Here is a 26,186-nt window from a genome sequence, read left to right as displayed (position 1 = left end):
CATCGGTCTACATAATGTTCTGTCCGCGGCAATTGAGCGGTGTAATGCTAGCTGAAGCAGCAAATATGTTTTATCCCCTCTTCTCTACCCTATCATAAAATCCGCCGAATGTGTTCATCTTCACAGCATCCTCTCTAAAAAACTCTCCCGGAAAGCCTAATTCAATAGAGCTCGCATCGTTGAGTCGTTTGATATGCTTTTCGCTTAAGGAAACTTCAACGGTTTTCAGGTTGTCTTCTAATTGAGATAGTTTAGTGGCTCCCACAATTGGAATACAATGGAAACCCTGTTGCATGGTCCATTTCAAGGCAACATTGCCTGGCGATACACCTAATTCATCGGCAACCGATACCACTGCTTTTGCGATTTCCATGGCATTATCGTTACGCCGCTTACTTTCGGGTTTAATGCGGCCCTGCTCTCCGCGGATATATTTTCCAGTCAATACACCACCACCCAGAGGTGCCCATGGAGTAACGGTCATTCCGTAATGTTTTGCCATTGGGATCAGTTCGCGTTCCGGCGTGCGGGCAATCAGGCTATATTCAACCTGCAGGGCTACAAACTGGCTCCAGCCCATCAATTCGGCTAAAGTATTTCCTTTTGATACTATCCAGGCTGGTGTATCGCTTATCGCTACATAGTTTACTTTACCCTGCCTAACTAAATCATCCATACCGCGCAATACTTCGTCAATCGGGGTCAGGTCATCCCAGATATGCAGGTAAAGCAGGTCGATAAAATCAGTTTTCAAACGTTTCAGGCTTTCTTCTACGCTGCGCATCATATTTTTACGGTTGTTGCCTGATGCGTTGGGATTGGTGGTATTATCCTTTAGTGAATATTTGGTAGCCACTACAAAATAGTCACGGTCATGATTAGACAGATATTCACCAATGATGTTTTCGCTGGTGCCAAGTTTGTACATATTAGCCGTGTCCAAAAAATTGCCACCCGCTTCTGCATAGGCGTCCATAATAGCAAAGCTGTCTTCTTTATCCGCGCCCCAGCCGTTTTCGGTACCGAAGCCCATGGTGCCCAGACATAATTCCGAAACTTTAAGACCCGAACGGCCTAATAATTTATAATTCATTTGATGCTACTGTTTTAACGAAGGTAAATTTATATTATCGGTACCAGCAAACTGTCAGCAGACCATCAAAACTAGTGATGTCCCTTTCTTCTGAGCAATCCGCCTGTTGTGTCATCAATACTGTGCTGGACAATAAATGCCGAAGGATCAATATCCAGTATCTTTTGTTTTATCGATGGTATTTCCAGCCGGGTAGCAACAGTAAAAATGATGTCCCGCGTATCATTAACATACCCGTCCTTTCCATACCCACTTTTTCCTTCATATACCGTTACACCGCGTCCCATGTCTGTTATGGCCTTTCTGATTTCCTCTCCTTTACCCGATACCACTGTAATACCAGTATGCTGCTCGATACCATTTAAAATAAAATCTATCATTTTAGAGGCCGACAAATAAGTAAGAATAGAATACAGTGCTGACTCGACACCCAGGAAAAACATCGCCGCTGAAAAGATGATCACGTTAAGTAATAATATTATGTCATTCACCTTAAACAATTGGAACCTTTTACTTACCAACAATGCTGCTATCTCTGTTCCGTCAAGCACAGCGCCGCCTCTTATGGCAAATCCTATGCCGACACCAATGAAAAATCCGCCAAACACAGCAGTAAGTAGTTTGTCGTGTGTTACATCGGGATAATTCAAAAATGCCAGGCAAAGCGAAAGGCCTGCTATGGCTGCTGCGCTTTTAATTGCAAAAGAAAGCCCCAGCCGCCTGTAGGCTAAAAAGATAAAAGGCATATTGATCACAAAGATCAGTATGGATATGGGCAAGTTGGTTATGTCGGCTACCAGCATAGAAATGCCTGTTACGCCTCCATCAATAAAATGGCTGGAAAGAAGAAAGCCTTTTAATCCCATTCCCGCAGATAGAATGCCCAGAATGATCATTATAAGTTGCTCAATAGCGGTCCTTACTTTCATGCCTAAAGATAGCTGAATAATTTTCAAAAAAAACGCTCGGGGCAGCTGCCATCAAAGGTAAAAGAGAAACAAAGTAGAGTACGGATTGTAGGTATTTTATATAACATCTGCAGCTATGAAAGTCATCACCCTGCATAAAAGAATTAACACCGATGAGTTATTTGAACTGATTCGGCAGCAACTCAACCCTCTTTTCCGCAAACAACGAAAAACGGAACTGAATTTTACCGTTACGCGTTCAGATAATGCGATTGAAATTACTCAACCCGATTTGTATCCGGGAGATATTTTATATCACATTGAAGTAAAGCAGGATGAGCTGCACATTACTCGCAGCGAACATTATGTTGATGATGTGAATTCATTAACAGTGGAATCCATCCTGAATGACCTGTTCAAAATAATTGCAGGTAAAGCGGGGACAGACCTGATTTTGGAAGGATGATTTTGAAGTCGGAAGTCAGCGGTCGGAGGCCCGAAGTCAGAAAATAAGATCAAAAATGACTAATGACATTAAGGCTTGCAACTCAGAACTTAAGACTTTAAAAGATTACCCGTTTATCCAGCTGAATTTATATTCCAGCATTGGGTTCTTCATTCTTTCGGCTACGCGCAGTAAACGTGCAGGAAGATTTACGATATAGTCACGTGCTTTTTCACCGCTTTCGTTCAAATCCTTAACGCTTTCGATGTGCCAGTCTTCAATCAACTCTTTCAGGATATCTACATAGTCGATAGCGGTATAAATACCTAAACGCTGGGCTGCATCGGTGAAATGACCAAAGGTTTGGCCAACTTTTAAGCCTACTTCACGCAGGAAATGGGCTGGCATCACGATCTTTTTACGCATCATATCCTCAAAAGCTATCATGGCTTCACTTGGGTCGACCTCAAATACTTTTTCGATAAAATATTTGTAAGCTTTGGCATGACGTGCTTCGTCACCGGCAATAACGCCGCACATTTTTGACAGCAGTGTATCACCATCTTTTTTTGCCTGTGAAGCCACGCGTCGGTGCGAAACATTGGTTGCCAGTTCCTGGAACGATGTGTAAATAAAATTCCGGTATGGGTCGGTGCCGGTACCGATGTCAAAGCCATCGGCAATCAGGTATTGGGTAGATACCTCCATCATGCGCATATTTACCCGGCCCGAAAGGTATAAATATTTATTTAACAAGTCGCCGTGGCGATTTTCTTCTGACGTCCAATGGCGGGTCCATTTCATCCAGCCGCCTTCTTCATCTTTTGAAACACCCTCAACCATGGTTAGCCATGATTCGTAGGTAGGCAAAGCTTCTTCGGTAATCGTATCGCCGATTAAAACGGCAATCAGGTCATAAGATAAACCAGCAGCACTTTCCTGTAACTCTTTGATTTCTGAAAAGAAGGTTTCGCGGGTTGAGTCGGGTAAAAAATCAGACGGTTGCCAGATAGTTTCCACGGGCTTCAGATACTCGTTAATTTTTTGGAGCATATATTTTTCAATATGCTTCATAACTTCTCTGCGCTGCTCTTCAAAAAATTTCATGATTATAATATAGTTTGCAAAGGTAACTATTTATAATAAGTAAAGCGTGAACTATTTATTTTAGTTTTTCCGGTTGTAATTTAATGCATCTTTCATACAATCAGGCAGATCTGATAAGGAAGGTTTACCATTAAAAATGGAAAAATTACTATTATAATCCCATAATATTCCGGGTATGTGCAACACTTTTAAAGTTTGCCTTACCGCTTTAATATACCGGCAGCGGCTGTCCGGATCGGCATATTTATTATAAACACCGTACTCTCCGCATAATAAAGGAACGTTATATTTTAGCCCCCAGTTTTTTACAATTTGTAATTTATCTTTTACTGACTGTTCATTGCCGTCCGTGCGGTACTGGTAATAATTGGTTTCGCCCCAGGTATTTTTTGCCTTTGGGTTTAGCGGCGGAAAATTTTCAGCATTGTATGGGAATGGTACTCCGGTAGTAGCAACCTGGTCGCCTATCCATTCAGCTCCCTGGTGAGTAAAGAAGAATGGTTCGTAGAAATGGAAAGTATAGATAATATTATCATCATTCAACGGAGTGCTGCGACTCAATTCATAAATGCTGTTGAAGTTAGATGCGCCTACTATTAAGGTGCGTTTCGCATCGACTTTCCTTATGGCTTTAATAATCTCATTTGCTGCATTTTGCCATGTATCAGGGTTCATATGGGGCGGCTCATTATACAACTCAAAGAAGAGATCGTCCGCACTTTGCAGATAATATTTTTTTGCAAGCATTTTCCATAAAGAAATAATGCTTTGACTTTCAGATGCATAGGTGTTTTCATCTAAATTCCCCGAATGGTAACAAATGACTACCTTGAACCCGTATAAATGGCACAACCTGATGATTTGATCAATACGCTCAAATAGCTTTGGGTCGAAGGAATTATTGGTTTGGAAATATCTGAAGGCTACAGGAAGCCTGATGCATTTGAAGCCTAGTTGTTTTAATAAACGGAAATCGGATGTTGAGATAACGTTGCTATCTAATATGTTCTTGTTCCACGTTTGCTCGAGCCAGGGAATGCTTACACCATTATCAAGAGATTGAGCTCTTTTAAATACAGCGGACTGATTATTAGACGACTGCGCCTCGCAACCAATTGCTATGAATAACGTTAAAAGTGAGACCATTCCTAACAGCCTGTTAATAAACAATGTTGAATACGGCAATATTTTCACTTAATTTTATTTTATTAGCGTACTAAATTAACAACTGGTTTAATCTTATTATAAATTAAGAAAACTAATTATAATGTTTGTTCAGATCAACAAAGACGAATTATTAAAAGAGATAACCAAAAAGGCCTGGTATCAGACTAACATAGTTATTTGGTCCATTATATTCCTTTTCCCTCTTTTCAGCATAATTGATTTCATTTATACTCCCGGCCTTTGGCTTCAGTTTTTTATTGTTCGCCTCATCATTGTTCTGGTAATTTACATGTTGTTTAATTTTTACCAAAGCAAAGGGAATAATTACCGGTTGTTGTTACACGTGGCCTTTTTCCTGCTTTCGGCTAATTCTGCCCTATTGTGTACACTGGTTAGCCCGCAGGATTTGAATGTATACTTTCTTTTGTACTCTGTAGTGATTTTATTCTTCAACCTGCAGGTATTCTGGGAGCCCATTAACTCGGTGGCTGAAACTTTGGTAGCCATATTGTTGCTTACACTATTCTTTAATTTGTTTGCCGATTATGGTGCAGATATATTTATCAATAACGGAGGGCAATACTTTTTCATAGTCGCCATTATCTCTTGCCTTATCCCTAATGCCCGTTATAAAGTAATTTTACGTGAAGTACGCTCCCAGATACTGATTGAAAAATCAAACGAGCAGTTAAAAGAACAGAACAGGGATATATCTGAGAAAAACAACATTATCGATATGCAGTATGAAAAACTGCGCAAGCTCGACGAGCAAAAAAACAGCTTTATCAATATTGCGGGTCACGATCTTAAAAACCTGATAGGTTCAATCATTATGAGTAACAACATGGTGAAAGAGGAAGAAGACAGGCTAAGCACCGATCAGAAAGAGTTTGTAGGCTACATAGGCGAATCGGCTGAAAAAATGCAGTATATGTTGAATAAATTGATGGATGTACGCGAAATCGAAGCGCCTGAAATGAAATTCAACCTCGAAATATTCGACATCAATACAGAAGTACAGCATGTATACAGGGGCCTGGTTGAAACCGCCCAAATGAAAAATATTCACCTGATCGACAACATCTTAAAACTCCCCCTCAATGTAAAACTCGATCGCGTATTTACAGGTCAGATATTCCAGAATTTACTATCCAACATCATTAAATTTTCCCAAACAAATAATAGCATCAAGGTAATTACCAGCCTTCAGCGTCAAAAATTCATCTTCGAAATTGTGGATGAAGGGATTGCTATAGGCCAGGAAGAGCTGGATATGATGTTTAACAAACTAAAAACATTAAACGACGCATCCGGCAATGTAGAAAGTCGCTTAGGCCTGGGTTTGTCAATAGCTAAGCTGATGACCCAGGAAATGGGTGGCGAGCTGGCTTACAGGAGCGACGAAAACGGAAATTATTTTAGAGTAGAATTCAACGTGATCAATTAATACTAGAACAAATGAATAAATTTTTAAGCCTTTTAGCTCTTGCATTACTGTTAAGTACGGCATCAATAGCGCAAAGCATTGTATCATTCAAGGCAATGGGACATGACGATGAGTCAATATATGGAATGATCGGAGCGAGTTCATTCTATTTAAAAGTAAGCCCACTTGTTGAGATGAGGGGAAGCAAGCTGGTATTATATATCGAGCCTTCCCAGGCTTTAATAAAAGATCATTCTTTTGTGAACATCGTTATTAACGATCGTCCGGCCTATAGCGCCCGTCTTAACAAAGACACGATCCAAAAAATATCGATCAACTTAACCCCCGAAGATCTTTCATCGGACAAGTTCCTGAAGATACAGGTAAAAACATTGCTCACCGTATCAGATGATAAGTGTAAAGACCTTGATAACCCGGCGATGTGGGTAAAGGTGAAAAACTATTCATACTTATCACTGATAAAAACAAATGATAATTTCTTTAAAAATGTAAACCTGAGCAATTGCTTTGAATCAAAAAAAGCGATTGTTTACCCTCCGAATCCGTCGCTGAAGGACTTAAAGGCGGTAGCATGGGCATACTCAAGGCTTAAAAAAGCAATGAACAAGGATATCAAGGTTTATCCTGCTGATCAGCTTCCTGATACGGTTAAAAATTATATTGAAGTAGGTAACTGGAGCAGCCTGTCTGCCGGTAAAAAATCATTGATCACCGTTACACCAAAAGCTAACCAGGGTTTATTATTCTTGAGCAAAGCATTGGTAACCTATAAAGACACTGCGAAATCTGATGCGAAGATTACTGAGCCGGGTGAAGTGCTGTTTGTGACCGGCGCTGATGATAATGGTTACGAAAAAACCATTACCGCACTGGGTAATATGAATATTCTGAATTCATCATTCGGTCAGTATATCCTGATCGACAATGCTCAAAATAACTACTTCAAAACTGTTGAAGAAAACCGTTCGAAGCTGACCTTAAGGCAGGTTGGTGGTGCACCAAACTTCATGTCGGGTATTGGTTCGTTAACCAACGTATACAGCTTCAAAAACAGCGATTTTAGCTTTACCCCAAAGGAAGTTGATATACATTTTGTGGCAAACTACAGCAGCCTTTCTCCTGGCGACCGTGGTTACTTTAATGTTTATCTGAACGGAGCCCTCATCAGTAGTGAGAGGCTGGATGCATCAGGTAAACTGAATACATCAGTAACTATCAACCGTTATCAGCACCATAAATACAATACCATAGAGGCTGAGTTCAGGATCTATCCAAGCAGCGGCAACTGTATCAACTCGTTTACTAACTTCTTTGCCGAGATCGATGTAGATAAATCATTCCTTGAATCAAAGAATCCTTTTATCACCAACGATTTGAGTTTCTATCAGTATCCCGAAGCGTTCAATACCGGTACTACCCGTATTGTGGTAACCAAGGAATATGCTAAGTATGCTGCTACGGCAATGGGCGAGATTATTTACGAATTGAACAACAATATCAACTCAAATAATTTTCCTGAGTTTGTTTATTCGGATGATATGAAGGATGCCGATCTTAAGAAATACAATATCGTTGCCCTTTTATCTCAGCACGACCAGATGCTAGACAAATTCCCTGATGCGCCGATCAGTTTCCAAAAGGACTTCCGCCTTTACAACAACGAGAACAACAAACCGGTTTACTCACTCTCCGACTCTGTATCAAACGGTTTGGCACAGATATTCTACGGTCGCAGCAATAATGCCGTACTGGTGCTTACTGCTACTGGTAAAGAAAAAGCGGATGCATTTACAGCAGCTTCCAAATCGATCACCGAACAGTTATCGACCTTGTCGAGCAATGTGTGTGTGGCTGACGTAAACGGTAATAAATACTTATTCAATATCAACAAATCAAGCGAGAACCTGGAGTATGTAGATACCAAGAGCGCCTTAACACGTTTCTGGGAAAATTATAACCTGTACATATTACTCGGCATACTTGTGCTGATATTAATGTCATTCCTATATGTACGCTCAAAAGTTCAAAAATCGCAGGAGTTGTTTAACGAATAATTGCGAGTTGCTTAAATAAGACAAGAGCGCCTGAATTTAATTTGAGTAGCCTTAGAGCGATACTATCTGAGGTTACTCAATAAAACGAATACCTTTTATACCTATAAAATGAAGATATCAATTCCTGAACTTTTGGTTAATGATGGCTTTGTTACGCCAGGTGATCGGGAAAAGATTGAAAAATTTTCTGCTAAAACAGATCTATCCTTTATCAAAATAGCGCTTACCCATGGTTATATATCCCGCAAAAATTATGAGCGTTCGATGGCCAATGCGGGGCTTGATTTTAAGCCCGTTAGACAAGAGAAATTTGATAAAGAGATATTGGATAAGATCGAGCTTTCATTTGCCGACGCCCACCTTGCCATACCACTACGAATAGAGAAAAAAAGGGTCGTCACCCTGATGGCTGATCCAACTGATCAGTTGTTTCTCGATTTTATCAGAATGACCTATAATATGGAGCCGCAGGTAATCGTAGCTGACGACCTGGAAATCACCTGGATGATACATAAGTTGCTGGGACAGGACTATGTTAAATCATCTGTATTTGAATTATTAAACCATGATGCAGAGAGCTCGGCCCTTACAACTTTTACTACCGGGCAATTGGTTTTCATTTTCCTTATCATAGGTGCGCTGGCTACGGGTTTGGTGCTGAACTTCAAGAGCGTTACTATTATAGTGAATGTGGCAATGAGTTTGTTCTTCCTCATTGCTATCATCTTTAAGCTTTTCCTTTCACTGGTTGGCTCAAGGTTTGAATTGTTTCAGGCCGTCGGGCGCGAAGAAGTGCGGAATATAAAAGACGAAGAGCTCCCGGTTTACACTATCCTGTTACCCGTTTATAAAGAAGATAAGCTGATCAAAAAACTGATCTGGAACCTCCAAAGTTTAGATTATCCGCGCGAGCAATTGGATATAAAACTACTGATTGAAGAGGATGATAATTTGACATTGAATGCGGTTCGCGGTTTAGACTTCCCCGCAATTTTCGAAGTTATTGTTGTGCCGTTTCACATGCCCAAAACCAAGCCCAAAGCATGTAACTACGGTTTGCACTTTGCCCGTGGTAAATACCTTACTATTTACGATGCAGAAGATATCCCGGATACCGACCAGCTTAAAAAGGTAGTTACCCTGTTTAATAAATTGCCGGATAACTATATCTGTGTGCAAAGCGCATTAAATTACTTTAACCGTAACGAGAACTTCCTGACCAGAATGTTTACTCTTGAGTATTCCTATTGGTTTGACTATATGCTGCCCGGACTGGATACACTGGATATCCCTATTCCGTTAGGCGGGACCAGTAATCACTTTAAAATGGAAAACCTGATCGAATTAGGCGCATGGGATCCGTTTAATGTGACCGAGGATGCCGATTTGGGTGTGCGGGCCTATGCAAAAGGATACAAAGTAGCTATTGTAAACTCGACCACATACGAGGAAGCCAACAACGAACCATTTAACTGGATCCGACAGCGTTCACGCTGGATTAAGGGGTATATGCAAACCTACCTGGTGCATATGCGTAATCCACTAAAACTGATCAAGAAAATTGGTTTCAGGGGATTTATAGGGTTCAATTTCTTTGTTGGCGCTACACCGATCACTTTTTTGGTATATCCTATACTACTGTTTATATTCTTAGCCTATGTGGTGTTCAACCTCGCAGCTATTAAGACATTATTCCCAGACTGGGTATTGTTCATGTCCATATTCAACCTGATGGTAGGGAATATATTGATGATCTATGTAAATATGATGGCAGTATTTAAGCGCCGTTTTTACGAGCTGATCCTGTTTTCCATTGCCAACCCGGTTTATTGGCTAATGCACTCTGCAGCGGCATACATGGGTTTGTATCAATTGATAGTGAAGCCGTTTTATTGGGAAAAAACCACTCATGGTTTGAGTAAAATTAATAGCGCCACCAACGTAATCAACTAAATGGGGAACAGAAGAAAATTATATCTTATTCTGATCACGGTATTTATCGCGGTGTACTACTTGTTTATGGGCATTTACCTGAACAGGCTGGGCTATTATAATCATGAATCGCTTTTCTTTATCGAAAAGAGCAAGATATTGTTTGAAGGATTGGGTAACCGGTTGAAGGTAATGGGCCTCACAACGCCTATATTGCCTTTTTACGGAACGGTTTGCTTCTCGTGGATCAATTCGCAGCTGGCCCCTGTAATAGCATCGGCATTAGGTACTGCGTTACTCTTTTATGTGATGTGCACTACGCTGATAAAACGTACGAATGACGACTTTTACCTGCTGCTGCTCATTGTGCTATTCCTGTTTCATCCGGGATTATTGTACAGCGCTTGTTCAGGTAAGTCTATTTACATGGTACTGCTGTTCTTCTATTTATTCTTTTTTCATATCATCAGGTTCTACTCGTCAAATACTACTTTCCATATTTCTATCGCGAGTATTTGTCTGGTGATACTGGTATTTTGCGATTATAAGTTTATCTGGCTCAACCTGTTTTTTATACCACTAGTATTGTTTATTGCTACCCAGAGCCTTAATTTGGGCGAAAAAGAAACCATTTTCCGACTATACCAAAGCTTCAATAGTCCGGCGTTACGCCGTAAACTGGTGAACAAGACCTTTGCTATTTATATCATCCTGTTTATTCTGCCATTGGCGTCGATCATGATCTACAAAATGTTGAACCTGACACACGCCAATGACTTGAACTATTTTATTGAAAGCCCATACGCTACCTGGACCGTATTGGCAGATAAGATCAACTTTGAACAGGCAACCAGTTTTGCGCACTATCACTCATCTCAGTTATCGCCGATTGTGACTGCCAGTATAGCTCTGTTTTGTCCGATGATATTACTGGCGATTTATCTCTTTAGAAAAAGCTCTTATCAGATATTGACTATAGCGGCACCATTTGCCTTTGTGGAGTTTTTGCAGATCAAATACGACAAGATATTTCTTTCCCAGGAATATTTCCTGATCTTCCTGGTATTGGCTATGCTTTGCGTGACGCTTAAAGTGCATGAATCAAAACATCAGATCAGAATGAAAATATTACTGAGTTTGCTGGTGTTGTTCCAATTGGTGACCGGTTATTTCTTCCTGAAAAAATCTTTCCTTGTAGAGGAACAGGATTTTGTAAAGGTATTATTCAACCCTATGCCTGTCGATCAGCAAAGCGATAATATGGAAATGGCGGATTATATCAACTCCCTGCCAACAAACGCACAGATTATGGTGGATGACGCCATTGCCTACCAGGTAGTTGCCTTTACGCATCATGTGAGACGCCTAACCATGCCTTACCAGGAATCGTACCTAAGCTCGAGCGAATCTCCGGAGCATTACGTAAACTATATTCTTGTAGCTACGGATCAGAATATCCTTACCGGCTACACCCAACTTAACAGCCGCTACCTGCCTGCCATCAGAAAATCCGACAGCCGCCTGAGCCTCCAAAAGGTTTATGAGACGGGGGATTGGGTGTTGTATAAGGTGTTGTAATTGTGTTGGCAGCTTGCATAACAGAATTATAAAAAACCTGCCAACTTCTAACTGCCCACTGAACTACTGCCCCACCGCCTTATTCAGTGCAATAATGGCCGTTTTAAAATGCTCGCGTGCTATCAGGAACTGAATGTTCACTTTGCGCAGGGCCATGCCGGCACTGATAATGTTGATGTCTTCCTTTGCCAATGCCTCTGTGCTGCGCGCCAGTAATCCGGGCTGATCCATATTGGTGCCCAGCAAGCATACTAAGGCTGCCTTCTCCACCGTGATCTTCTCAAATTTGGCTTCCAGGTCGTCGATCAGCTTCTGCGAGAAGTCGCTCTCCCATATCACAATCGAAATACTGTTGGCGCTGGTAGCCTTAAATGTATAGCTGATACGGTTATCATAAAATACCTGCATTATCTGTAAGTCGCTGCCCACGTTGCCTACCATCAGCGGATCGTATACATCGATAATCAGCATCTTGTCGTAGCCCGTTATCACCTCTACACGCTTCAGGGTCGACACATAATCTTGAGTGATCAATGTACCCGGATGGGCCGGCTCGAATGTATTTTTAATGCGTAGGTTGATCCCATTGATTTCCAAAGGCTTGGATGCTTTTGGATGAATCGCCTCCATACCTACATCGGCCAGCTGATCTGCTATGTCGTAATTGGTAAAACCTACAGGCTTGCAATTGTCCACCCCAACCAGACCTGGATCGGCGGTTGAAAGATGGTACTCCTTATGAATAATAGCCTCCTCAGGCTTCAATATCTGTGCAATTTTACTGAAGGTCACCTCCGAATAACCGCGGTCGAACTCGCGCATAATACCTTCGGTACCTTTGGCGTATCCGGTTACAATGCAGATGCATGATGCCAGATCGATACCCGAAAATACGTCTCGGATACGCTGATCGATGGTAAAAGGGCGCATATCGTCAAATCCGCTCAGGTCAATAAACTTTGCATTTACGCCCTTGTTTTGCAGTATGTTTGACAAATCAAAAGCCGAATGGGTTTCGCCTATCGACGCCAGGATCTCTCGTGCTGCCTGCAAAATACCCTCTCGGCTCACATAGCCCGACGCCAGTACATCTACCAAATTCTCCAGATACGTCTCTGCCTTTTTCACATGCTTCTCAATAAAAGCATCGGCAACGGCAACGTCCAAACCCAGCGTTTCGTATTTTTTGTTGATCTCCTTTAGTTGGGCAACCAGTTGGTTCAATAGATCGTGAAAATCCTCGTTATTGGCAATACGGTGGTAAACACCCGGTTCTTTCGTCTTCTTATTTTCGAGCAGCAAATTAGTAACGCCCGAGAACGCCGACACCACAAACACACGGTTATACAGGCTTTCGCCCTGGCGCTCGTAATAAATAATGTTATTCAATACTTCGGCAAGCGCACTCATCGAGGTGCCACCGATCTTCTCAACAGTAAGCATGCCGCGAAACTATTAAATATTTGGGAAATAGAGCTTAAAGATTGGAGATTAGTGATCAGGGTACAATGAATGGCGAGCAGAGAGTAGTGAATTTAACCGACTCTTAGGAATAAAGTCCAATCCTTTCTTATTATTTTACTAATATTACAGCATGATGTGGTCCCATACTCCTATACACAAATCTCATATTTTAAAATGAAACAGTACGGCCTTATCGGCTTCCCCCTTTCTCACTCATTTTCAAAAAAATTCTTCACTGCCAAGTTCGAAGCGGAAGGAATAACAGAAACGAAATACGATCTTTTTCCGATAGAACATATTAGCGAGTTGCCTGCTTTGTTGCAAAGCCATCCAAATTTGCTTGGACTGAATGTTACCGTTCCGCATAAGATTAATGTACTTAAATATCTGGATTGGATTGAGCATGATGCCCGCACAGCAGGTGCAGTCAATTGTATCCGGATCACAGCTGAGAGTCCGGTCACCGCTGCTTTTACTGGCGAAGTGGGTATAAAAGGTCACGATTTCAGGTTGGAAGGCTTCAATACCGATATCTACGGATTTGAACATTCGTTAAAACCTTTATTGAGGCGCCACCACGATGAGGCATTGGTTTTGGGCGACGGGGGTGCCGCTAAAGCGGTTAAATGTGCATTAGATAACCTGGGTATCAATTTTAAAGTGGTTACGCGGAAGCCTGCGCCCGGGCATATTTTGTTCAGCGATTTAAAACCGCATCATATCAAGCAGCACAGACTTATTATCAATACAACGCCTATCGGCATGTCGCCTAAAGTGGATGAGTGCCCTCCTATAAGATACGAAGCAATTACAGATGATCACTTGCTTTACGATCTGATCTACAATCCTGAAGAAACCTTATTTTTGAAAAAGGGAGCCGAAATGGGCGCCACTACAAAAAATGGATACGAAATGTTAGTATTGCAGGCTGAAAGATCCTGGGAGATATGGAATTCAAAAAAAATATATCCATGAAGAAATTAGTATGGTTTCTACCTGTTTTGTTATTGATGGCAGCCTGTAACGGCAACCATGACTATTCACCAAAACCACGTGGCTATTTCCGTATCGTTTTTCCTGAGAAGGCATACCAGCAATATAACAGTCGATACCCTTTTACCTTCATTTACCCTAAATATGCGGCGATAGAAAAGGATACTAATGTTGCTCCGGAAAGAAAGGATAAGAAACTGTCTAACATGAAATACCTGCTCAATATGCAGTTCCCGCAGTTTAACGGTACACTTCACCTGAGCTATGAGAGCATTACCTCAAAAAAGGTATTTGACGAGCTGACCGAGGATGCCCGGAATTTTGCTTTTAAACACTCGGTAAAAGCCACTTCAATCGACCAGGCTATCATTCACAATACCGAAAGGAAGGTTTATGGCATCTACTATACTATCGATGGCAATGCTGCATCGTCAGTACAATTTTTTATTACCGATAGCGTAAAAAATTATATGCGTGGTGCGCTCTATTTCAACAATACCCCACGTCTGGATTCGATACAACCTGTGCTGAAATTTGTGAAGAAGGATATCGATACCATGATCAAAACGTTTAGGTGGAAGTAATTCGAAATAAAAATGTCCAAAATCCGATCATTCGTCAATAATCCTTACCAGGAGAACACTTATATTTTATTTGATGAAACCCGCGAATGTGCAATCATCGATCCGGGAATGTACACTGCTTCTGAGCAGAACATAGTAGTGAATTTTATAAGGGATAACCAGCTGAAACCCGTTCTGCTGCTTAATACCCATTGTCATATCGATCATGTGTTGGGCAATAAATTCATATTCGACCAGTATGGATTAAAGCCCCAGTTTCACGAAGGTGAATCTTATGTGCTGGCTTCGGTTCCGGCTTACGCGCCGCAAATGGGTTTCAGGTATGAACCCTCGCCGTTGCCCGACCACTACTTACCCGAAACCGGAACCATTTCTTTTGGTAATACCGAGCTGCAATTGATATTCGCTCCGGGTCATTCGCCTGCACATCTTTGCTTCTATGACGAACCGGACAATATCTTGATTGGAGGGGATGTATTGTTCAGGGGAAGCATAGGCCGTACCGATCTGCCGGGAGGAAACTATGACCAATTGATCAGTAATATCGAAGAAAAACTATTCACCCTGCCTGATGATTGCGTGGTTTATCCGGGACATGGTCCTGAAACTACTATCGGATTTGAGAAAAAGCATAATCCATTTTTTTAGTAGGTTTTACGTTATACATGATATGTTTTACGTAAAATAGCATGCGCAATTATAATGAATTAACAAAACGCACTACGTATAACCTGCACCGTACTACCCAAAAGTGAATATTTCGATCTACATAGCAAAACGGTACCTTTTTTCGAGGAAGAAGATGCATGCCATCAATATTCTCTCCGGAGTATCTATGTTGGGAGCATTTATTGGCAGTGCCGCTTTGGTGATCATTCTATCAGTATTTAATGGTTTTGAAAAGGTGATCCTGAACCTGTACAGCAATTTCACGCCCGAAATAAAGATCGAACCAAAACAGGGTAAGACGTTCAACCCGAATACAGCTTATTTTAATGCCTTGCATAAGGATGCCAAACTGTTCTCTTATACCGAGGTACTTGAAGAAAAAGCGCTGATCCGTTATGGAACTACCGGGCAGTTCATAGGGACGGTAATGGGCGTAAGCGATGAATTCCTGAACAATAAGCAACTGGATAGTACGGTCGAAAAAGGCTCGTTTACGCTTAAGGATAATGGGCACAATTACGCTGTGATAGGTGCAACAGTGCAGGGTAAATTGTCTGTCAATATTCACGATCAGCTTTCGCCGCTACAGATCTATTCGCCACGCAGAAATGCATCCAGCGGGGCGGACCCATTGAGCGCTTTTGAGGTGCGATATATTTACCCGTCGGGCATATTCAATATTCAGCAGGATTTTAACGGTTTGATCATCACGCCTATCGATTTTATGCGCGACCTGCTCAATGAGCCCACTAATGTTTCGCACATCGACCTTAACTATAAGAACGGCACCGATCTGCAATCAGTACAAAGCGAGATAAAAGATAAAATAGGTGAAAAGTTCACCGTCAGAAACCGGTACGAACAAAATGCCGATCTGTACAAGACTTTGAACTACGAACGCTGGTTTATTTTTATGATCCTCGTATTTGTGCTGATCATTGCCATATTCAACATTATTGGCTCACTCACCATGCTGGTGATTGATAAGCAGAAGGATATTGCCATATTAACAAGTCTTGGTGCCGATAAAAAACTGATACAGGGCATTTTCTTTTTCGAGGGGATGATGATATCTGTTATTGGCTGCGTTGCAGGTATGGCAGTAGGTTTGATCTTCTGTATTTTGCAGGAACAGTTTGGTTTTATCAAATTTGGTGACAACCTTACCGCCATTGATGCCTACCCGGTTGCAATGAAATTCACCGATTTTATTTTGGTGTTTTTAACCGTAGCCGCCATAGGTGCAATAGCATCCGGGATTAGTGCGCGATTAAGTGTTAAAAGACTCGCAGAGATCAAAGAGGAATTGTAAATTTGGTTGACGCAAGGCGAAAGGCAGTTGGCGAGAGTAAAACAGAATTAGAGATTTAGAGTTTAGTACTTAGAATTTAGAGCTTAAAACACATGGAATCGAAACGTCAGCAGAAATTTGCAGGAGTAATACAACAGGATTTAGCAGCTATATTTCAGCGTGAAGGCTTAAACCTTTTGCCAAATACATTGATCACCATTACCAAAGTAAGGGTGACACCCGATCTGGCGATCGCACGTGTTTTTTTAAGTTTTTTTAATATTAGTGATACCAAACTGGCGTTGAATACTATTAAAGCGCATGCTTCAGAGATCCGCTATAAACTGGGAGCCCGCATAAAAGACCAGGCACGTATCATCCCTCAACTGGAATTTTTTGTCGACGATACCAGTGAGTACGTTGAGCGCATGGATAAGATCTTCGATAAAATAAGCAGGGAAGAAAGACAGCCGGATACAGAGTAATAGTAATGCTTAATGGATAAGCACGCCCTATTATCAAACTATATCCAATCGTACCCCGAAAGGGTAGGCATAGTAGTCGACTACAACCCTCAAACAGACCGCCTTTTTCAGTTCGATTTCTCGGCGTCCAATACTGAATTAAGTCCGGAGGATATTCTTGATACACAAAGATTTAGTGCCTGGGTAAATTCCAAATTATCGGAAAATAATTGTCGTTACGGTATCGGTGGTTATATGGAGCATCGTACGCTATATGCCCGCAGTGAGTTATTTAATACAGAAGACGAGCCCCGCCGGCTACATTTAGGCGTCGATATCTGGGCGGATGCAGGAACGCCGGTTTATGCACCACTAAAGGGTATAGTACACAGCTTTCAGAACAATAACAATTTTGGAGACTATGGTCCGACCATCATTCTGCAACATGATTTGGACGGCCTAACATTGTATACGCTTTATGGCCACTTAAACCGTGAAAGCATTGTTGAATTGACCGTTGGAAAACCAATAGCCAAAGACGAACAAATAGCCGTATTTGGCAACCAGGAAGTGAATGGGCACTGGCCGCCTCACCTGCATTTTCAGCTGATGTTTGATATGGAAGGCAAACGGGGGGATTATCCGGGTGTGGGTTATTATTCAGAGAGAGAGAATTATCTGCAAAATATTCCAGATCCCAATCTGATCCTGCGATTCGAATAAGAATTGGTCAAGCACAAAAAAGGGATGAAAACATTCTCATCCCTTTTTAAATATTATTTGGTTGGATTACTGCTGATCAGAAGGACCGTCGTCTGGTGTGCCGACAATTTTATAGACTTTATTATTGTTATTGTCGCGTGCTTCCTGGTAGTAGTAACCATCTTCAGATACATAATACTTTTCTCCATTCAGGCTGATCTTACGGCAATTTGGAGGTAGTGACAGAACGATATCACCAATCTGAGGTAATTGCTGTTCCATATCCCCGTTTGGATTATTTGTATTTAACTCGCCGTCTTTACCAGCTATTTGGTAGCTAATGCTGCCGTCATCTTTGGTAATGGGTTGATAATAAACCCCATTAGCTTCATAATACTGCTCGCCGTTGATTACAATAGATTGTGCATTTGATGGCAGGGTGGTTACTTCAGCACCAATCGGCGGTTCAACTACGGTGTATTCGTTGTTATCATATTGATAGAACAAACCGCCGCTATAGAAAAACTCAGCATCATCATAATAGAATGGATAATATCCATATGGTAAAAATCCAATGCTGAAACCTAACCGTGGAGCATAGTAAGTGCCATAATAGCCATGATAATAGTGGTAATAACCACGTGTTCTCCAATAAGAAGGGCCATAAAAACCATGACCGCCAACACCTACCGAAGCACGACCACCTTCACCGATGTAGCCACGGGTGCCCACATAGCTGCGTGCAGTGCTGGAGCCTCCATAAGCTGTTACGCCAGGGTTAACAATACCAACCCGATGTGTAGAGGCAATACCGTACCCCGGATTTGTAAAACGCTGCGGAGCTATGGCAATGCGGCTGTTGGGATTGACCCCCGGTCTTGCATACCCAACACCTGACGGATGCTGTACAAAACCGCCGTTGCCAATACCGGGTCTGTTAACTCCATTATTATTTGATTGGCGCTGTACAAAGCCGCCGTTTGACGGATGAAAACTACTGCTTGGTGTGCTGCTTGACGAAGGCCTGAAACTTGGACTTCCACCACCGGACGAACTGCTGGTGGATGGGCGTGAGCTTCCACCTGATGAGCTTCCGCTGGATGAACTGCTACCGCTGCTGCTATTCCTATGCTGAGCATTAGCAGAGAGTGCTATAAACGAACATAATAAGCCGTTTACAGCCAGGGTAAACAAATATTTATATGTCTTTTTCATGATTTTGAATGATTATCCTTTTGATAACTGCGCTGGGGTTCGGCTTAGTTACTTTATTTGACTAAGTTAATTATTAAAGGTTTAATGAGTCAGTTAAAAAAATCAGCAAAAAGTTGCCTTTTACAAAAAAGAGGTTTACACCATGACCTTTTGTAAAACGTAAATATAATAAACAAGTTGGGATTCTTTTTAATTTACGTTAAACAATGTGTTGTTTTAACAAATAGGTGAAGAGCAAAGCTGATTTTTTTAAATTCTTTCAGCGATGAACAGGAAAGGCGGCTCATCGAACCGCAGACTGAAAAAACCATCATGCATGGTGGTAAATTGATGGTTGCCCAAAGATTCCAAACCACTGTAGCGGACCTCATGTGGATGGGTCAATATTTCGATTTTATCGCCGGCAGGTTTCCACTTACTAAAACCGGAATGAACGGGATAAATCTTCTGTTCATTATGAAATATTACCAGGTTGATCTTGTCTGCAAAAAACAGGTAATCTTTTAATTGCAGATCATCACAAATGACATTTACTGCCGGATAATTATGCGTAACCAGGTATTTTAAAGCTGCCTCAGCAGGTGTGTCATTACCTACCGGCATAAACTTTACGTTTGATTGAATATTCTCATGTGGATTATCAGTAATGATCCAGTCGATCTTAATGCCGAAATCGATTAACTGTTGAGCAGTCTCCCTTGTGGTGATAACCGTGGGGTTCCATTCCAGCAATTGTCCAAGCATCTCGGCTGGAAACGTGTCCAATCCCAGCACCAGTAGTGCAGGCTCCTGCTTTTCGCGGACGATATGATGAGAGGACATGGGGTTCAGTGACTTATTAATCAGTGATCGGTGGCCAGTTTCTTTTCAACCGAAAATTAAGTAAATAGTTTGGTATTAATATTCAACCTGTTAGTATAAAACTCAAATCCCTCTCCTGACCTGGAGGGGGATTTGAGTTTATTTTAATGCTTCCACTATCGGCTTACCAATGCATCCATTTGGCGCCTGTATGTGCAACAGCGCAGCAACAGTAGCCGCAATATCAGTCATATGTGTTTCGCGGTTTAAACGGCCATGTGGTATGCCCCAGCCCATAAATACCAGTGGAATATGTGCATCGTAAGGGTTCCAGGTGCCGTGCGTGGTGCCGGTTTTGCTGTAAGCATCGTACCATCCCGGTTTTAAAATGATCTGTATAACGCCGCTGTGCTCCACATTGTAACCGTTAATGATACGCGTACGTAATTCATCAGGGATATTGGCAGTTTGCGCTTTTGCCATATCGATGGCATAAGCTACACCCTCCTGTTTACTTAAAAAGTCAATACAATCCTTTTTGATTGCGTCCTCATCAAGCCTTGCATATTTTATGGAAGCATTGTTAAGGCTAACCTGGTAATTACCAAAACTAATGGCCAGGTTTTCTACTTTATACTTATCCAATAGATACTTATTTAGCTCGGCTCTTACCGTATTGCTGCTCCACATCCCGGCAGGAATGTTATGATCATTTAAGAAATTAGGATTATGTGCTGCACCATGGTCGGCTGTTAAGAACACAGTGTAATTACCTTTACCCAATTTTGCGTCTAAAAAGGTAAATAGAGAAGCAAAATCCCGGTCTAGTTTAAGGTAAGTATCTTCTATCTCAATAGAATTTGGTCCAAACTGATGCCCTACATAATCAGTAGACGAGAAACTCACCGCCAGGAAGTCGGTTACGTCACCCTGGCCCAATTTTTCGCCGTTGATGGCTGCTATTGCCATATCCAATGTCAAAGTGTTACCATAAGGAGTCGATCTGATTAAGCCTAGGTTGTTTTTGTACAACGCTGATGTTTTAACCGGCAGGCTTGGCGTATCGGTGCCTTTAAACTTACCTTCATAACGGTTAATATCGGCTGTACTTTGAACGTATGAATCTAATGCATAGGCCGGTATCCAATCCTGCTTTAAGTAGGTCTCAGGCAGTTTCTGGTCATTAAAGTCTTTGAGCCATTGCGGCAGAACATTCATGTAATAAGTGCTGGTTATCCAGTTGCCGGATTTATCCTCGAACCAATAAGCAGCATTTGCAGTGTGTCCGCCGGGCAGGATACCACCACGGTCTTTCAATGCAATACCAATCACTTTTGATCTGAAATTAGTTGCAAGGCGAAGCTCATCTGTAACGGTAGTTGTCAGCAGGTTACGCGGCGAATTTTGCCCTTCTACAGCCGGAGGACATCCTACTGCCTTAACGGTAGTATCACGCGTGCAATAAACCGATTGCCCTGTAGCCTGAATAACAAAATCGTTGCCGGCAATGCCATGTAAAGCCGGTACCGATCCGGTGTAAACGCAGGTATGTCCCGCGGCGGTTACCGTTGGGATATAATCAATCAGGGTGTTTTCGCAGCTAAAGCCCTCACCGAGCAAACGCTTGAAGCCATTGCTTTGATAGCGGTCATAATAACGGTACAGGTAGTCCCAGCGCATTTGATCCACCATTATACCAACTACCAGTTTTGGGCGAGGTAATGTGGTAGCAGCAGTTGCAGGGGCAGTAGCTGCTTTCTTTTTGTGAGTTTGTGCTGATAGGGTAATCGTGATACCAGCCAGGGGTATTAAAAATAGATGTTTTAGCTTCATCTGTGGTCAGTTTAATGAAAACGCAAATATCAACAAAGCAATTAAAATTCAATGTGATATTTGCGTTACGACAACTTAAAATTTCTGTCTACGAAACCGAAAAAGTGAGCAGTGAATGCTGGCTTGCTGTATGGATGTCCCGCCAGGTTTTGTTGATCTCAGATTCCGGATTAGCAGCCTGCAATCCACAGTAAGGATAGAGCTGATCCACACATTCACGGGCTGTTTTAGCCAGTTTGCGGCTGGTCGAACTTACATCTTGCCACGCCTGGTTATCGCTATCACCATTTTGGAGTATCGCCCATGAGCGGTCCACCGCTGCGTAAAACACGCGGCGGATGCTTTCCAGATCATTAGTCAATTGCTTCAGCATTTGGCTTAGGAGTGCTTTTTGAGCTTCAGAATACCTGTCTTCACCTTGTTTCTTATTGAAGACGTCTGCACAAAGATCCATAAAATGGATCGCGATGCCCGAAATATTAGCGGCTAAAGTTGCCTCAGCCAATTGCAGGAATGGATATTGATATAAGGGGCCTTGTCCAACTGCCGCCTCAGGATCGATCTTAAAGCAACAATCAGCACGTACCGCAAGGTTGGTAATCCTAAAAGCATCACTTCCTGTACCCATCATCCCTACATATTTCCATGCGGGGAAAACTTCTACGTCTTTACAATCAAATATAAAGGGCAGAATTAAAGGATTGCCTCCTTTATCTAATACGGTTTCATTACCTTTTTTGATGATGCAATTGGCTGTAAAATGAGTAGCGTGATGTGCACCGCTGGCATATTTCCAGGTGCCATTGATGACATAGCCGTTATCTGCGATAGTGGCGGTGCCGGTTGCTGCGCCACTTCCAGCCAAGCAAACCAGCGGGTTATTAAAAATAGCCTTAGCTTTGTCTGGGTGTAAAAAACCGCCGAACCAACCTGCACCGCAGCAAAGCGTAACTACCCAACCCACACTGCCATCTGCCCAACTGATACTTTCTTCGAGACGGACAAGTTCGGGAATAGATAGCTCACGGCCTGAATACACGGCGGGTACTAATATCTTAAACCAAGCTTGATCATAGATGATAGCTAATTGATCGGGATGGAGCATGGCCATGCTTTCTGCTTCGGAGGCTCTGTCACGGATAATCTTTACCCAATCAGGCTCTAAATAAAATGAAGGGTGTTTGATTTCCATTTTACGCTGCTATTACCGGATTAACAGATAAAGTTGATTTCTCTTTCTTAAGGATGCCCTTCCATTCAAAGAATCCCCAAAAAGCAACAATAAACAGGAACAAGGTAAGGACGGCGAACATCGGCAGCCCCTTATAAAACAATAAAGGGATTGCGAACAGATTAGAGATGTTTAAAAATATCCAATTCTCTATTTTTCGGCGAGCTAGCAGCCACATCCCTGCCCAGGCAGTTGATGAAACCCATGCATCCCAAACCGGAACGTTTGATGGTGTAAAGTTTTTAAGCAGCAGATACAATACCAGCCAGCCAACAAATGTTATAGCGAGACTGATTGTCCATTCCCTACCCTTGCACCAGGTAATTTTTACCGGTGGTTCGTTTCTCTTATTTATCCAATGGATCCAGCCATAAATACTCATCAGCAGGTAGTACAAATTGAGCGCAGACTCGGCATATAATTGTACTGCCAGTAACAGGTAAATGGAGATTACTGTACCCGCAATACCCGTTGGATACAACCAGATATTGTTCACGCGGGCAAACAACACTTCGGCTACACCAAGCACAACCGCTGCCCACTGCAGCCAGGTGGTCTCCTTTATTTGTTCTTCAAAAAGTGTTATCCAGTGATGCATAACCTTAAAATTTAAGATTCAGCGAAGCCAGTAAGTTGATCGGCGCTTGCGGGAAAAAGTAATTATAGTTCACTACCTTGCCGCCTTCTATATCAGGATAGGTTGCGCCGTCCGACTCGTATTTTTTGCTGAATATATTATTAATCAACAATCCCACGCCAACATTCTTAATGCCTTTAATACTGAAGTTATAATTAAGGCGGACATCGTTTACAAAGTATGCATCTAATGAACGGCTCAACGTTGAAGTATTATCCAGGTATTGCCTGCTTACATATTTGCTGATAAAAGCGATCTCGGCGTTTTTTACGGGCCGGTAGCTGATCACGCTTGATCCTACAAAATCAGGTGAATAGGCGATATCAGTCTTTTTGTACTGTATAAGATCAATTGTTCCGGCATCGTTTTGAAGATACTGCGGGAAATTCTTTACCTTATTAGTGCTTATGGTCGCATTTACCGACCAGCTTAGGGGCTCAGCAATTTTTATTCTGGCGCTGGCTTCAATACCTGCCCGGTAGCTGTCTTTTATATTGGTGCGGATAGCTTCCCCAACAGTATCAAGTTTACCAGTCAGTACCAGTTGATTTTTATAAAGCATATAAAAACCGTTGATGCTGGCGCTGAAGGTTGGCTCGCTGTAGCGGTATCCTATCTCCAGATCTTTCAGGTTCTCCGGCTTAGGGCGGTCTTGTGGCGATGAGCCAGTATAGTCGCTGCGGTTAGGTTCGTGGTTCCCGACTGCGATTGAGGCATAAACGTTACTATGCTGATCGATTTCATAAGTAATACCCGCCTTCGGGTTGAAGAAATTAAGCTGGACTGATTGCTGCGCACTGTTCAAGGTCGCATCAAAGCCTAAGAAAGAGTAATAGATATGCCTGTATTGAAGATCGCCATAAAACAGCACTTTGCCAACATGATACTCTGCACGGCCAAAAATATTAAAGTCGGTTTTTTTAGCATTATCACGCTCATATTCATAATCGGGCGGAACGTTGGTGCTTTCCTGGGTCCATTCAAGATTGTTATAATGTGCCCCTTTGTACTCATTATAAGCGCCGCCAAGTGTCATTTTTAACTTGTCGTCAGGCTTGTAATTTAAATTATAGGTGAGCCCATAAAAATCGTTATTCAGCCATAAACGACGCACCAAGTCGGTAGTCTCAATGGTAGTACCGCCAATGGTAACCGGGGTTATGCCATAATTTTTCAGCGAATCGGCATTTTTATATTCCTCGTAATAACCGGAGCCTTTGGTATAGTGCAAAGCTCCGCTAAATGAAAACTTGCTGCCGAGCTGCTGGTCGTAAAGCAACTGGTAATAGTTTTGGGTGTAGTTATCGGTTTGATTTTTATAAAAGCTATTGCTTGAGTTAATGGCACCCAGTTCATTGTATCTGCGGTCTCCAGCCTTTAGAATATCTTCTGCTACACCATCCCAGGCCTGGTAAGTTTGCTCATAACCTGAGAAGACGTTTAGGCGAACAACACTATTCTTACCGTAATAGGCGCCACTCAGGAAATAGGATTTAAGATGAGAAAACGCCCTGTCGATATAACCATCTGAATTCATTCTCGACAAGCGCCCGTCAAAACTGAAATGGCCGCCAAGCAAGCCTGTGCCCACATTAACGGCATTTCTAATTGTACCATATGATCCGGCAGAATTATTCAGTTCAGCATAAGCAGTATCATGGCGGGTTGTGGTCTGAATGTTGATACTGGCCCCGAATGCGCCTGCACCGTTGGTAGATGTGCCTACACCACGTTGTACTTGTATATTATCAACTGACGATGCCAAATCAGGCAGATCGACAAAGTATACACCTTGATCTTCTGCATCATTCAGTGGTATGCCATTCAATGTAACATTTGTCCGGGTAGCGTCTGACCCTCGTATGCGGATACTGGTATAACCAACCCCGGCACCTGCATTTGATGTAACTACGGTTGATGGCGTTTGTTCCAGCAAATACTCGAAGCCTCTGCCTGAGTTGTTTTTCTCGATATCCTTCTTGTTCAGATTGGTAAAGGCAGTCGGGGAATTGTTTGACGCGCGTGTTGCGCTTACCGTAACTTCTTCGGTCATTTGGCTGCTGGTAGTTAACGTGATATTCAGTGTAAGATTGGCACTTAATGCAATCTGCTTCTCGACTGTCTGATACCCGATATAGCTAACTTTAAGCACATAGTTGCCGTTTGGAACGTTGCCGAACTTGTAAACACCCTGCGCATCTGAAACGGTAGTTAATGCAGGATTAATGGAAATGGTGGCTCCGGGCAAAGTAGCTCCGGTTTGCAGATCGGTGATTTTTCCTGAAATGGAAAACTGGGCCGTTGCCAGGACAGGCAACAACAGGGCGAATAACGCCGCAAATAAATTTTTCAAAATGTGAATAAATAAAACTTGTTAAACCATCTGCACACCAGGGTTGGAATGCGCAGTACACTTAACTTTTACCTCTCCCTACGCCGGCATTACCCGGATCAGGTGTATGTTGGTCATTGGTCAGTAGTCAATGGTCATTAGTTTTGTAAAACTTAATTCACCATTCACTATTCACAACTCACAACAATGGGTTTGATCTCAGCCTGTCTTTCAGTTTG

The 26,186-nt window shown here is 42.2% G+C and carries 22 protein-coding genes; 11 read left to right on the top strand and 11 right to left on the bottom strand.

The genetic code is table 11. From position 1 onward, the window contains the following. Positions 1-70 precede the first annotated feature (70 nt). The gene (locus Q3A68_RS10320) at positions 71-1,093 is read right to left on the bottom strand and encodes an aldo/keto reductase (RefSeq protein WP_302901001.1); all 1,023 of its coding nucleotides are present in this window, start codon (positions 1,091-1,093) and stop codon (positions 71-73) included. Positions 1,094-1,164: 71 nt separating this feature from the next. After that, positions 1,165-2,022 (bottom strand): YitT family protein, encoded by an 858-nt coding sequence (locus Q3A68_RS10315; RefSeq protein ID WP_302901000.1) that lies wholly within the window; start codon positions 2,020-2,022, stop codon positions 1,165-1,167. Positions 2,023-2,137: 115 nt separating this feature from the next. Here Q3A68_RS10315 and Q3A68_RS10310 point away from each other — a divergent pair, with 115 nt between their 5' ends. Next, positions 2,138-2,467 carry a hypothetical protein gene (locus Q3A68_RS10310; protein ID WP_302900999.1) on the top strand — a complete coding sequence of 110 codons (330 nt, stop codon included), beginning with the start codon at positions 2,138-2,140 and terminating at the stop codon, positions 2,465-2,467. Between the two features lie 105 nt (positions 2,468-2,572). Here Q3A68_RS10310 and Q3A68_RS10305 read toward each other — a convergent pair whose 3' ends face one another. After that, positions 2,573-3,553: an acyl-ACP desaturase gene (locus tag Q3A68_RS10305; RefSeq protein ID WP_302900998.1), complete on the bottom strand. Its 981-nt coding sequence runs from the start codon at positions 3,551-3,553 to the stop codon at positions 2,573-2,575. A 60-nt stretch (positions 3,554-3,613) separates the two neighbouring features. Beyond that, on the bottom strand, positions 3,614-4,699 hold the full coding sequence (locus Q3A68_RS10300) for a glycoside hydrolase family 5 protein (RefSeq protein ID WP_302900997.1): 1,086 nt from the start codon (positions 4,697-4,699) through the stop codon (positions 3,614-3,616). A gap of 121 nt (positions 4,700-4,820) precedes the next feature. Between Q3A68_RS10300 and Q3A68_RS10295 the strand changes: the two genes are divergently transcribed. The 4 genes from Q3A68_RS10295 (at position 4,821) to Q3A68_RS10280 (ending at position 11,731) form a co-directional block, all read left to right on the top strand. Continuing rightward, positions 4,821-6,167, top strand: coding sequence for a sensor histidine kinase (locus tag Q3A68_RS10295; protein ID WP_302900996.1), 1,347 nt, complete (start codon positions 4,821-4,823; stop codon positions 6,165-6,167). Positions 6,168-6,178: 11 nt separating this feature from the next. After that, positions 6,179-8,221, top strand: a complete 2,043-nt coding sequence (locus tag Q3A68_RS10290) for a cellulose biosynthesis cyclic di-GMP-binding regulatory protein BcsB (RefSeq protein WP_302900995.1) — start codon at positions 6,179-6,181, stop codon at positions 8,219-8,221. A 108-nt stretch (positions 8,222-8,329) separates the two neighbouring features. Next, positions 8,330-10,174, top strand: a complete 1,845-nt coding sequence (locus tag Q3A68_RS10285) for a glycosyltransferase (protein WP_302900994.1) — start codon at positions 8,330-8,332, stop codon at positions 10,172-10,174. Then, on the top strand, positions 10,175-11,731 hold the full coding sequence (locus Q3A68_RS10280) for a hypothetical protein (protein WP_302900993.1): 1,557 nt from the start codon (positions 10,175-10,177) through the stop codon (positions 11,729-11,731). Positions 11,732-11,794: 63 nt separating this feature from the next. Here the strand turns inward: Q3A68_RS10280 and Q3A68_RS10275 are convergent, their stop codons facing one another. Continuing rightward, positions 11,795-13,174, bottom strand: a complete 1,380-nt coding sequence (locus Q3A68_RS10275; RefSeq protein WP_302900992.1) for an aspartate kinase — start codon at positions 13,172-13,174, stop codon at positions 11,795-11,797. 195 nt (positions 13,175-13,369) lie between these two features. Between Q3A68_RS10275 and Q3A68_RS10270 the strand changes: the two genes are divergently transcribed. The 6 genes from Q3A68_RS10270 (at position 13,370) to Q3A68_RS10245 (ending at position 17,919) form a co-directional block, all read left to right on the top strand. Then, entirely contained in the window at positions 13,370-14,170 is an 801-nt protein-coding gene (locus Q3A68_RS10270) for a shikimate dehydrogenase family protein (RefSeq protein ID WP_302900991.1), read from the top strand. Further along, on the top strand, positions 14,167-14,772 hold the full coding sequence (gene gldD / locus Q3A68_RS10265; protein ID WP_302900990.1) for a gliding motility lipoprotein GldD: 606 nt from the start codon (positions 14,167-14,169) through the stop codon (positions 14,770-14,772). Before Q3A68_RS10270 ends, gldD begins: the two co-directional genes overlap by 4 nt. A 12-nt stretch (positions 14,773-14,784) precedes the next feature. Then, positions 14,785-15,420, top strand: coding sequence for an MBL fold metallo-hydrolase (locus Q3A68_RS10260; protein WP_302900989.1), 636 nt, complete (start codon positions 14,785-14,787; stop codon positions 15,418-15,420). A gap of 103 nt (positions 15,421-15,523) precedes the next feature. Further along, on the top strand, positions 15,524-16,753 hold the full coding sequence (locus Q3A68_RS10255) for an ABC transporter permease (RefSeq protein ID WP_302900988.1): 1,230 nt from the start codon (positions 15,524-15,526) through the stop codon (positions 16,751-16,753). Between the two features lie 92 nt (positions 16,754-16,845). After that, positions 16,846-17,217, top strand: coding sequence for a 30S ribosome-binding factor RbfA (gene rbfA / locus Q3A68_RS10250; RefSeq protein ID WP_302900987.1), 372 nt, complete (start codon positions 16,846-16,848; stop codon positions 17,215-17,217). Positions 17,218-17,229: 12 nt separating this feature from the next. Continuing rightward, positions 17,230-17,919: a peptidoglycan DD-metalloendopeptidase family protein gene (locus Q3A68_RS10245; RefSeq protein WP_302900986.1), complete on the top strand. Its 690-nt coding sequence runs from the start codon at positions 17,230-17,232 to the stop codon at positions 17,917-17,919. Between the two features lie 66 nt (positions 17,920-17,985). Here the strand turns inward: Q3A68_RS10245 and Q3A68_RS10240 are convergent, their stop codons facing one another. From Q3A68_RS10240 to Q3A68_RS10215, 6 genes are all read right to left on the bottom strand, one after another. Beyond that, positions 17,986-19,113, bottom strand: a complete 1,128-nt coding sequence (locus Q3A68_RS10240; RefSeq protein ID WP_302900985.1) for a DUF6515 family protein — start codon at positions 19,111-19,113, stop codon at positions 17,986-17,988. A gap of 249 nt (positions 19,114-19,362) precedes the next feature. Beyond that, complete coding sequence (locus Q3A68_RS10235; protein WP_302900984.1) at positions 19,363-19,935, bottom strand: thiamine diphosphokinase; 573 nt, start codon at positions 19,933-19,935, stop codon at positions 19,363-19,365. Between the two features lie 138 nt (positions 19,936-20,073). Continuing rightward, complete coding sequence (gene pafA, locus Q3A68_RS10230; RefSeq protein WP_302900983.1) at positions 20,074-21,747, bottom strand: alkaline phosphatase PafA; 1,674 nt, start codon at positions 21,745-21,747, stop codon at positions 20,074-20,076. A gap of 88 nt (positions 21,748-21,835) precedes the next feature. Further along, positions 21,836-22,939 (bottom strand): acyl-CoA dehydrogenase family protein, encoded by a 1,104-nt coding sequence (locus Q3A68_RS10225; RefSeq protein WP_302900982.1) that lies wholly within the window; start codon positions 22,937-22,939, stop codon positions 21,836-21,838. Between the two features lies 1 nt (position 22,940). Next, positions 22,941-23,576, bottom strand: coding sequence for a nicotinamide riboside transporter PnuC (gene pnuC / locus Q3A68_RS10220; protein ID WP_302900981.1), 636 nt, complete (start codon positions 23,574-23,576; stop codon positions 22,941-22,943). Positions 23,577-23,580: 4 nt separating this feature from the next. Then, entirely contained in the window at positions 23,581-25,968 is a 2,388-nt protein-coding gene (locus Q3A68_RS10215) for a TonB-dependent receptor (protein WP_302900980.1), read from the bottom strand. Between the last annotated feature and the right edge of the window lie 218 nt (positions 25,969-26,186).

The organism is Mucilaginibacter tolerans, from assembly GCF_030519375.1.
Classification (GTDB): Bacteria; Bacteroidota; Bacteroidia; order Sphingobacteriales; family Sphingobacteriaceae; genus Mucilaginibacter.
Note: the sequence above shows the minus strand (reverse complement) of the source record. Positions and strands in the feature narration are given on the sequence as shown.

Excerpts from the sequence above, each read along its gene's own strand:
- Q3A68_RS10285 (WP_302900994.1), top strand. The coding sequence starts at position 8,330 with ATGAAGATATCAATTCCTGAACTTTTGGTTAATGATGGCTTTGTTACG.
- pafA (WP_302900983.1), bottom strand. The coding sequence starts at position 21,747 with ATGAAGCTAAAACATCTATTTTTAATACCCCTGGCTGGTATCACGATT.
- Q3A68_RS10270 (WP_302900991.1), top strand. The coding sequence starts at position 13,370 with ATGAAACAGTACGGCCTTATCGGCTTCCCCCTTTCTCACTCATTTTCA.
- Q3A68_RS10235 (WP_302900984.1), bottom strand. The coding sequence starts at position 19,935 with ATGTCCTCTCATCATATCGTCCGCGAAAAGCAGGAGCCTGCACTACTG.
- Q3A68_RS10290 (WP_302900995.1), top strand. The coding sequence starts at position 6,179 with ATGAATAAATTTTTAAGCCTTTTAGCTCTTGCATTACTGTTAAGTACG.
- rbfA (WP_302900987.1), top strand. The coding sequence starts at position 16,846 with ATGGAATCGAAACGTCAGCAGAAATTTGCAGGAGTAATACAACAGGAT.
- Q3A68_RS10320 (WP_302901001.1), bottom strand. The coding sequence starts at position 1,093 with ATGAATTATAAATTATTAGGCCGTTCGGGTCTTAAAGTTTCGGAATTA.
- Q3A68_RS10310 (WP_302900999.1), top strand. The coding sequence starts at position 2,138 with ATGAAAGTCATCACCCTGCATAAAAGAATTAACACCGATGAGTTATTT.
- pnuC (WP_302900981.1), bottom strand. The coding sequence starts at position 23,576 with ATGCATCACTGGATAACACTTTTTGAAGAACAAATAAAGGAGACCACC.
- Q3A68_RS10240 (WP_302900985.1), bottom strand. The coding sequence starts at position 19,113 with ATGAAAAAGACATATAAATATTTGTTTACCCTGGCTGTAAACGGCTTA.
- Q3A68_RS10295 (WP_302900996.1), top strand. The coding sequence starts at position 4,821 with ATGTTTGTTCAGATCAACAAAGACGAATTATTAAAAGAGATAACCAAA.
- Q3A68_RS10280 (WP_302900993.1), top strand. The coding sequence starts at position 10,175 with ATGGGGAACAGAAGAAAATTATATCTTATTCTGATCACGGTATTTATC.
- Q3A68_RS10245 (WP_302900986.1), top strand. The coding sequence starts at position 17,230 with ATGGATAAGCACGCCCTATTATCAAACTATATCCAATCGTACCCCGAA.
- gldD (WP_302900990.1), top strand. The coding sequence starts at position 14,167 with ATGAAGAAATTAGTATGGTTTCTACCTGTTTTGTTATTGATGGCAGCC.
- Q3A68_RS10305 (WP_302900998.1), bottom strand. The coding sequence starts at position 3,553 with ATGAAATTTTTTGAAGAGCAGCGCAGAGAAGTTATGAAGCATATTGAA.
- Q3A68_RS10315 (WP_302901000.1), bottom strand. The coding sequence starts at position 2,022 with ATGAAAGTAAGGACCGCTATTGAGCAACTTATAATGATCATTCTGGGC.
- Q3A68_RS10225 (WP_302900982.1), bottom strand. The coding sequence starts at position 22,939 with ATGGAAATCAAACACCCTTCATTTTATTTAGAGCCTGATTGGGTAAAG.
- Q3A68_RS10260 (WP_302900989.1), top strand. The coding sequence starts at position 14,785 with ATGTCCAAAATCCGATCATTCGTCAATAATCCTTACCAGGAGAACACT.
- Q3A68_RS10300 (WP_302900997.1), bottom strand. The coding sequence starts at position 4,699 with ATGGTCTCACTTTTAACGTTATTCATAGCAATTGGTTGCGAGGCGCAG.
- Q3A68_RS10275 (WP_302900992.1), bottom strand. The coding sequence starts at position 13,174 with ATGCTTACTGTTGAGAAGATCGGTGGCACCTCGATGAGTGCGCTTGCC.